Annotated in this window: 5 protein-coding genes; all 5 read left to right on the top strand. The window is 74.2% G+C overall.

Annotation, left to right across the window (positions count from 1 at the left end):
- The first annotated feature begins 98 nt into the window (after positions 1–98).
- The 5 genes from FOE67_RS09845 (at position 99) to FOE67_RS09825 (ending at position 8,329) form a co-directional block, all read left to right on the top strand.
- On the top strand, positions 99–1,391 hold the full coding sequence (locus FOE67_RS09845; protein ID WP_182662633.1) for a homoserine dehydrogenase: 1,293 nt from the start codon (positions 99–101) through the stop codon (positions 1,389–1,391).
- A 23-nt stretch (positions 1,392–1,414) separates the two neighbouring features.
- On the top strand, positions 1,415–2,512 hold the full coding sequence (gene thrC / locus FOE67_RS09840; protein WP_323384599.1) for a threonine synthase: 1,098 nt from the start codon (positions 1,415–1,417) through the stop codon (positions 2,510–2,512).
- Between the two features lie 667 nt (positions 2,513–3,179).
- Complete coding sequence (gene thrB / locus FOE67_RS09835) at positions 3,180–4,106, top strand: homoserine kinase (RefSeq protein ID WP_182662629.1); 927 nt, start codon at positions 3,180–3,182, stop codon at positions 4,104–4,106.
- A gap of 544 nt (positions 4,107–4,650) precedes the next feature.
- Positions 4,651–6,672, top strand: coding sequence for a transcription termination factor Rho (gene rho / locus FOE67_RS09830; protein ID WP_182662627.1), 2,022 nt, complete (start codon positions 4,651–4,653; stop codon positions 6,670–6,672).
- 313 nt (positions 6,673–6,985) lie between these two features.
- Positions 6,986–8,329: an LCP family protein gene (locus FOE67_RS09825; RefSeq protein ID WP_228473724.1), complete on the top strand. Its 1,344-nt coding sequence runs from the start codon at positions 6,986–6,988 to the stop codon at positions 8,327–8,329.
- Positions 8,330–8,339: the final 10 nt, after the last annotated feature.

Raw genomic sequence — 8,339 nt, 5'->3', positions numbered from 1 at the left:
CACCCCGCCCGGTGCGTGAGACTGGACACCCGAGGGACACCCCGGCACGCCGCCCCCACCCCGGGCGGATCCCGGGCCACTGCGAAAGGCGAGGTCACATGGTGAGTGCGCGTCCGCTGAAGGTGGCGCTGTTGGGCTGCGGAGTCGTCGGCTCGCAGGTGGCCCGCCTGATGACGACGCACGCGCACGACCTCGCCGCCCGGATCGGCGCCCCCGTCGAGCTGGCCGGTGTGGCGGTCCGCCGCCCCGACCGGCTGCGCGAGGGCGTGCCGCCGGAGCTGGTCACCACCGACGCCGCCGCGCTGGCCGCCCGCGAGGACATCGACGTCGCGGTCGAGGTCATCGGCGGCATCGAGCCCGCCCGCTCGCTGATCGCCACCGCCTTCGAGGCCGGCGCCAGCGTGGTGACCGCCAACAAGGCGCTGCTCGCCGAGGACGGCCCCGCGCTCTACGCGATGGCCGAGAAACACGGCGCGGACCTCTACTACGAGGCCGCCGTCGCCGGCGCCATCCCCCTGCTGCGTCCGCTGCGCGAGTCGCTGGCCGGCGACACCGTCAACCGGGTGCTGGGCATCGTCAACGGCACCACCAACTTCATCCTCGACCGGATGGAGACCTCCGGCGCCGGCTACGGCGAGGCGCTCGCCGAGGCGACCGCCCTGGGCTACGCGGAGGCCGACCCGACCGCCGACGTCGAGGGCTTCGACGCCGCCGCCAAGGCCGCGATCCTCGCCGGCATCGCCTTCCACACCCGGGTCCGGCTGGACGACGTGCACCGCGAGGGCCTGACCGAGGTCACCGCCGCCGACATCGCCTCCGCCCGCCGGATGGGCTGCACCGTCAAGTTGCTGGCGATCTGCGAGCGGGCCGCCGACGGCCGCTCGGTCACCGCCCGCGTCCACCCGGCGATGATCCCGCTGACCCACCCGCTGGCCTCGGTCCGGGAGGCGTACAACGCGGTGTTCGTGGAGGCCGATTCCGCCGGGCGACTGATGTTCTACGGGCCCGGCGCCGGCGGCGCCCCCACGGCCTCCGCCGTCCTCGGCGACCTCGTCGCGGCCTGCCGCAACAAGGTCACCGGTGCGCGCGGCCCGGGAGAATCGGCGTACACGCAGCTCCCGGTGGCCCCGATGGGCGAGGTGGTGACCCGCTACCACATCAGCCTGGACGTGGCCGACAAACCGGGTGTGCTCTCGCAGGTGGCGGCGGTCTTCGCGGACCACGACGTGTCGATCGACACCGTCCGCCAGCAGGGCAAGGACGGCGAGGCGTCCCTCGTGGTGGTCACCCACCGCGCGCCGGACGCGGCGCTGTCGGCCACCGTCGACACCCTGCGCGGCCTGGACACCGTGCGCGGGGTGGCGAGCATCATGCGGGTCGAAGGGGAATGACGAAAGCAGTGGACACCATGGACGTGACACGCGAGACCGGGGCGGCCCCCGCCCCCCGTACCACCGGCCGGCAGTGGCGCGGTGTGATCGAGGAGTACCGGGACCGGCTGCCGGTCGGCCCGGACACGCCCGTGGTGACGCTGCGCGAGGGCGGGACGCCGCTGGTGCCCGCGCAGGTGCTCTCCGAGCGCACCGGCTGCGAGGTCCACCTGAAGGTGGAGGGCGCCAACCCCACCGGGTCTTTCAAGGACCGGGGCATGACGATGGCGATCACCGCCGCGAAGGAGGCCGGTGCCAAGGCGGTGATCTGCGCCTCCACCGGCAACACCTCGGCCTCGGCCGCCGCCTACGCGGTGCGCGCGGGCATGGTGTGCGCGGTGCTGGTGCCCACGGGCAAGATCGCGCTGGGCAAGATGGGGCAGGCGCTGGTGCACGGCGCCCGCATCCTGGAGGTCGAGGGCAACTTCGACGATTGCCTCACCCTGGCCCGCGACCTGTCCGACCGTTACCCGGTGGCGCTGGTCAACTCGGTGAACCCGGTGCGCATCGAGGGGCAGAAGACCGCCGCCTTCGAGATCGTGGACATGCTCGGCGACGCCCCCGACATCCACGTGCTGCCGGTCGGCAACGCCGGGAACATCACGGCCTATTGGAAGGGGTACCGGGAGTACGCCGCCGACGGGCCGGCGACCCGCACCCCGCGCATGTGGGGGTTCCAGGCCTCCGGCGCGGCGCCGATCGTGCGCGGCGAGCCGGTGAAGGAGCCGTCCACGATCGCCACCGCCATCCGGATCGGCAACCCCGCCTCCTGGGCGCAGGCCGAGCGGGCCCGCGACGAGTCGGGCGGGCTGATCGAGGCCGTCACCGACCGTCAGATCCTGGCCTCCTACCGGCTGTTGGCGGCCCGGGAGGGCGTGTTCGTGGAGCCGGCGTCGGCGGCCTCGGTGGCGGGGCTGCTCAAGGCGGCCGACGAGGGCCGGGTGGAGCCGGGGCAGCGGATCGTCTGCACGGTGACCGGCAACGGCCTGAAGGACCCGGACTGGGCGGTGGCGGGCGCGCCGCAGCCGGTGCGGGTGCCGGTGGACGCCGAGGCCGCGGCGCGCCGGCTCGAACTGGTCTGACCCGTCCTCCTCCCCGGGTGGGCCGTTCCACCGGTCCGCCCGGGGGCCGGTCCGTCCCGGGTCGGGTCTCCGGGGCCGGGTGTCCGGGACGGATGTCGCGGCGGCACCCCTCGTCCACCGGGTGCGGACCCCGGCGATCGAGGGGGCCGACACCGCCCGGGAGCGGGCGTGTCCGGGTGAATCCGGGCGGGCCGCCCGGCGTCGCCGACGGCCGGGGCGCGCCCGCCCGGCGGCGGAGGTGCCGTCACCCGCGGACGGACGTTTGTTCCGGCGTTCGGCGGGGGAAGCTCCCGGCGAGTCGGTCCGGGGAGGATGCGGGCCGACCCGACGCCGTTCGCGGTGGTTCGGGGAGACCGGTCCCCTCCGGGGCCGGTGGTCGGGGTACGACCCGATGTCGGCGACACGTCGGCGGTTGGCGGGTACGCCCTGTATCGCCCCTGAACCTTCCTTCGATAGGCTGGTCTTCGTTCCGGCGCGGGGTCTCCGCCGTGCCCGGTCCGGTGGCGTTCCCGCGGGACGACCGGACGGGCCGTTCGCGGGTCCCCGACCACGTGCGCCGGCGCCGCCCCACCCCCGCCTCCCGGACGGTCGGGCACCCCCGCACATGTCGAAATCACCGCATGCGTGTGAAGTCGCACCCGTTTCGAACAAGGAGCGTCATCGACCGATGGCCCATCCCGCCTTCCGTGCCGCCCCCGTGCGGGTTCGGGTGCCCGCGACCAGCGCGAATCTGGGGCCCGGCTTCGACGCCCTCGGTCTGGCGCTGGGCCTGTACGACGACGTGGTGGTCCGCGTCGCCGACTCGGGACTGAACATCGACATCGCCGGTGAGGGCGCCGACACCCTGCCGCGCGACGAGAAGCACCTGCTGGTCCGGTCGATGCACACCGCCTTCGAGGTGCTCGGCGGTCGCCCGCACGGCCTGGACGTGGTGTGCGCCAACCGCATCCCGCACGGCCGGGGCCTGGGCTCCTCCTCCGCCGCGATCTGCGCGGGCCTGATCGCCGCCCGGGCCGTGACCCCGGGCGGGGAGAGCCGCCTGGACGACACGGCCCTGCTGGAGCTGGCCACCGAGATCGAGGGTCACCCCGACAACGTCGCCGCCTGTCTGCTGGGCGGCTTCACCCTGGCCTGGGGCGAGGGCGGCGCGACCCGGGCGATCCGCATGGACCCCGACCCCTCCCTGGTGCCGGTGGTGTTCGTGCCGGCCGAGCCGCTGCTCACCGAGACCGCCCGGGGCCTGCTGCCGCGCACCGTCCCGCACGCCGACGCGGCGCTCAACGCGGGCCGGGCCGCCCTGCTGGTGGAGGCGATCACCCGCCGTCCCGAGCTGCTGCTGCCCGCCACCGAGGACCGCCTGCACCAGGAGTACCGGGCGCCGGCCATGCCGGGCAGCGCCGAGCTGGTGGCCCGTCTGCGGGCCGACGGGGTACCGGCGGTGATCTCGGGCGCCGGCCCGACCGTGCTGGCGCTGGCGGCCGACGGCGAGGCGGACAAGGTCTCCCGTTCCGCCGGTGAGGGCTGGACCGCCAACCGGCTGGCCCTGGACACCGCCGGCGCGAGAGTGCTTCCGCTGACCGGGAGCGGCGAGTGAGCCGCGGTTCGCGGACCGATCGGGCCCCGGCGGCGCGTCATCCGCGCCCCGCCCGGGGCGAGGTGCTCCGTTGGGGGGAGAGGGGGAATGCCGGCGGTATCCGGTAGTGTTAATCTCAGGACCGCACGTACCGTCCTCACGGAGTGTGCCCGGGGATCGCCTCCGCGGGACGTCCCGGAAGCCTCCCGGGGCCCCGCCGACGTCACCCCGACAACGACCCGGGGAACCGCCCGCTCTGCCCGGGCGTCCAGGACGGCACGTCCCGGCGGACCCTTTCGAGGTACCGCCCTTCTTCCGGAAATCTCCGCCCGCGCCGGCAGCCCGCCGGACGGAGCCGGGTACGCCCCGGAAACCGGTGCGCCCCACGCCGGGTGACCCACCCGGCCGATCGAGCCGCACCGGACCGCACCGAATCTTCCCGCCACACACCGAAGAGGGCGGGACCACCGCCCCGGCACGGCCCGCGCAAACGGGACCGCCGCCGGACAGCACGACCGGTCGCCGAGCCACACAGGCCGACGTCCGCTCCAGGGAAGGACCCTTCGTGAGCGACACCACCGATCTGATGGGCGTGAGTGCCGACAGCGCCGACAGGACCGCCGGGGACACCGGCGCGTCCGCGACGGAAGCCTCCGCCGCCACCCGTGCGCCCCGGCGCCGACGCTCCGGCACCGGCCTCGAGGGCATGGTGTTGGCCGAACTCCAGCAGTTGGCCTCGAAGCTCGGTATCCGCGGCACCGCCCGGATGCGCAAGAGCCAGTTGATCGAGGTGATCAGGGAGAAGCAGGGCGAGTCCGGCTCGTCCGCCCCGGCCGCTCCCGCCGAGCAGGCCCCCGCCGCCGTCCCGGCCGAACAGGCCGAGAAGCCGCGCCGTCGGGCCACCTCGCGCACCCGCACCGGGGACACCGGCGATCAGCAGATCGACATTCCCGGTCAGTCCGAGGCCCCGGCCGAGGCCGCGCCGGTCCGGGAGGCGAACCGCGAGGCCGCGCAGCAGGACGCCGGCCAGGACGGTCGCGCCGAGGGCCGTCGGGACTCCCGCTCCGAGGAGCAGTCCGGCGGTCGCGAGGACGGGCGCCAGGGCGGCAAGCGCGAGCGTCGCGGCAAGAACGCCGGTCAGGACGCCGCCGGTCGCCAGGGCAACCGCGAGGACCGGGGCAACCGCGAGGACCGGGGAAGCCAGGGCCAGGGCAACCAGGGCAAGGGCAACCGGGACGACCGCCAGGGCCAGGGAGAGGGCAAGGGCAACCGCGGGGACCGTGACAGCCGCGGCAACCGCGACAACCGCGACAACCGCGACAACCGGGACGACCGCGACGACGACTTCGACGGCGGCCGGCGGGGCCGGCGCGGGCGCTACCGCGACCGGCGCGGGCGCCGGGGCCGCGAGGAGGGCGGCAACGAGCCGCAGATCGCCGAGGACGACGTCCTGATCCCGGTCGCGGGCATCCTCGACATCCTCGACAACTACGCGTTCGTGCGCACCTCCGGCTACCTGCCGGGCCCCAACGACGTGTACGTCTCCCTCGCCCAGGTCCGCAAGAACGGCCTGCGCAAGGGCGACCACGTCACCGGCGCGGTCCGCCAGCCCCGCGAGGGCGAGCGCCGCGAGAAGTTCAACGCGCTGGTGCGCCTGGACTCGGTCAACGGCATGGCGCCGGAGTCCGGCCGGGGCCGTCCGGAGTTCAACAAGCTCACCCCGCTGTACCCGCAGGAGCGGCTGCGGCTGGAGAGCGACCCGGGCGCGCTGACCACCCGGATCATCGACCTGGTCTCGCCGATCGGCAAGGGCCAGCGCGGTCTGATCGTGGCCCCGCCGAAGACCGGCAAGACCATGATCATGCAGGCCATCGCGAACTCCATCACCCGGAACAACCCCGAGTGCCACCTGATGGTGGTGCTGGTGGACGAGCGTCCGGAGGAGGTCACCGACATGCAGCGGTCGGTCAAGGGCGAGGTCATCTCCTCGACCTTCGACCGCCCCGCCGAGGACCACACGGTCGTCGCCGAGCTGGCGATCGAGCGGGCCAAGCGCCTGGTGGAGCTGGGCCACGACGTCATCGTGCTGCTGGACTCCATCACCCGTCTGGGCCGCGCCTACAACCTGGCGGCCCCGGCCTCGGGCCGGATCATGTCCGGTGGTGTGGACTCCACCGCCCTGTACCCGCCGAAGAAGTTCTTCGGCGCGGCGCGCAACATCGAGGACGGCGGTTCGCTGACCATCCTCGCGACCGCGCTGGTGGAGACCGGCTCCCGCGCCGACGAGGTGATCTTCGAGGAGTTCAAGGGCACCGGCAACATGGAGCTCAAGCTCGACCGGAAGCTCGCCGACAAGCGGATCTTCCCGGCCGTGGACGTGGACGCCTCCGGCACCCGCAAGGAGGAGATCCTGATGGGCAGCGAGGAGCTGGCCGTCGTCTGGAAGCTCCGCCGGGTCCTGCACGCGCTGGACCAGCAGCAGGCGATCGAGCTGCTGCTGGACAAGATGAAGCAGACCAAGTCCAACGGCGAGTTCCTCATGCAGATCCAGAAGACGACCCCGTCGCCGGGCAACGGCGGGGACTGATCCCGGATCGGCCCGCGGAACCCACCGCGTCGGCCCGCACCGCACCGTCCCGACCGGCCCGTCCCCTCACGGGGGCGGGCCGGTCGGGCGTTTTCCGAGGGGTTCGGGGTAGGCGGGGGGACGGGAGATCGGAGGCCCCGAGGGCACGGTGTGTCGTGCCTCCCGGGGCCTCGACCTGCGTGAACGCGGTGCGGGCCGGCCGTGCCGACGCGCGGGGGCGCCTGTGTGGTCCGACAATGTGGTGATACCCCGGAGGGGGCTGTAGTGCCGGGTCGCCGGGGTACCGGTGGCACGGCGGAGAGCCGAGGCGAGGATGGCGGAGCGTGCCGAGGAGACGGCGGGGGAGCGGGACCCTTCGGGCCGCACCCGGCGGTTCCGGCTCCCGCGCCGGCGGTGGATCGTGGCGGTGGCCGTCCCGCTGGCGGTGCTCCTGGTCGCCGGGGTCACCGCGGGCACCCTGTGGATGCGACTGGACCGCAACATCGGCGAGGTGGACATCGACACCGCGCCCGAGGCCGACCGTCCCCGCGACCTGCCCAACGGCTCCCTGACCATCCTGGTGCTGGGCTCCGACGCCCGTCCCGGCACCGGGGAACCGGAGGACCCCGACGACGGCACGGCGGGCGGCGGCGGGGAGGACGAGGAGCGAGGGGGCGACGACACCGGGATGACGGTGAACGCCTCCGACTCCGAGGACGACGGGGACACCGGGGACGACGGGGACACGGCGGACGACGGGGACGACGCGCGCGCCGATGCCGCGATGATCGTCCACATCGCGGCCGACCGCACCACCGCATCCGTGGTCTCGATACCGCGCGACACCCTGGTCCACCGCCCCGAGTGCGTCCGCCCCGACGGCTCCACCGCCCCCGCCGAGGACCGCGCGATGTTCAACGAGGCGCACGCCGTCGGCGGCCCGGTCTGCGCGGTGCGCACGGTGGAGGAGCTGACCGGCATCCGCATGGACCACTACGTCGAGGTCGACTTCGAGGGCTTCGAGAAGATCATCGACGAACTGGGCGGGGTCGAGGTCACCGTCACCCGCGCCGTCCGCGACCGGCACAGCGGCCTGGACCTCGCCGAGGGCACCCACATGCTGGACGGCGGCGACGCGCTGGCCCTGGTGCGCACCCGCAAGACCGTCGGCGACGGCAGCGACCTGGGGCGCATCCAACTCCAGCACGCCTTCCTGCGGGCCCTGATGGTCCGCGTCGCCGACCTGAACCTCTTCGACAGCCCGCGTCGGGTCTACCGCCTCGCCGACACCACCACCTCGGCGATCACCACCGACACCGGCCTGTCCTCCGTCGGCCGGTTGGCCTCCCTGGGACGCACCCTCCAGGACATCGGACCCGACGGCCTGGAGATGGTGACCCTCCCGGTGGTCTACGACGAGGAGGATCCCAACCGGGTCCGGCCGCTGGAACCGGAGGCCGACCGGCTGTGGGAGGCGCTGCGCGAGGACCGACCGATCCCCGACGACATCCTGGAGCGCAGCCCGGCCGAACGCGAGGCCGCCGCCGTCGTCGAGGACCCCGAGAACCCAGAGGACCCCGGGAGTCCCGAGAGCCCCGGGGGCGACGCCGACGGGAACGCCGGGGACGACGACGGTGCGAACGGCGGCACAGGCAACGCCGCCCCGCCCGCCCGCTGACACCGCCGAC

Origin of the sequence: Streptomyces calidiresistens, from assembly GCF_014141525.1 — a bacterium.
Lineage (GTDB): Bacteria > Actinomycetota > Actinomycetes > Streptomycetales > Streptomycetaceae > Streptomyces > Streptomyces calidiresistens.
The sequence above is the reverse complement of the archived record's forward strand: the minus strand, read 5'-3'. Positions and strand labels throughout refer to the sequence as shown.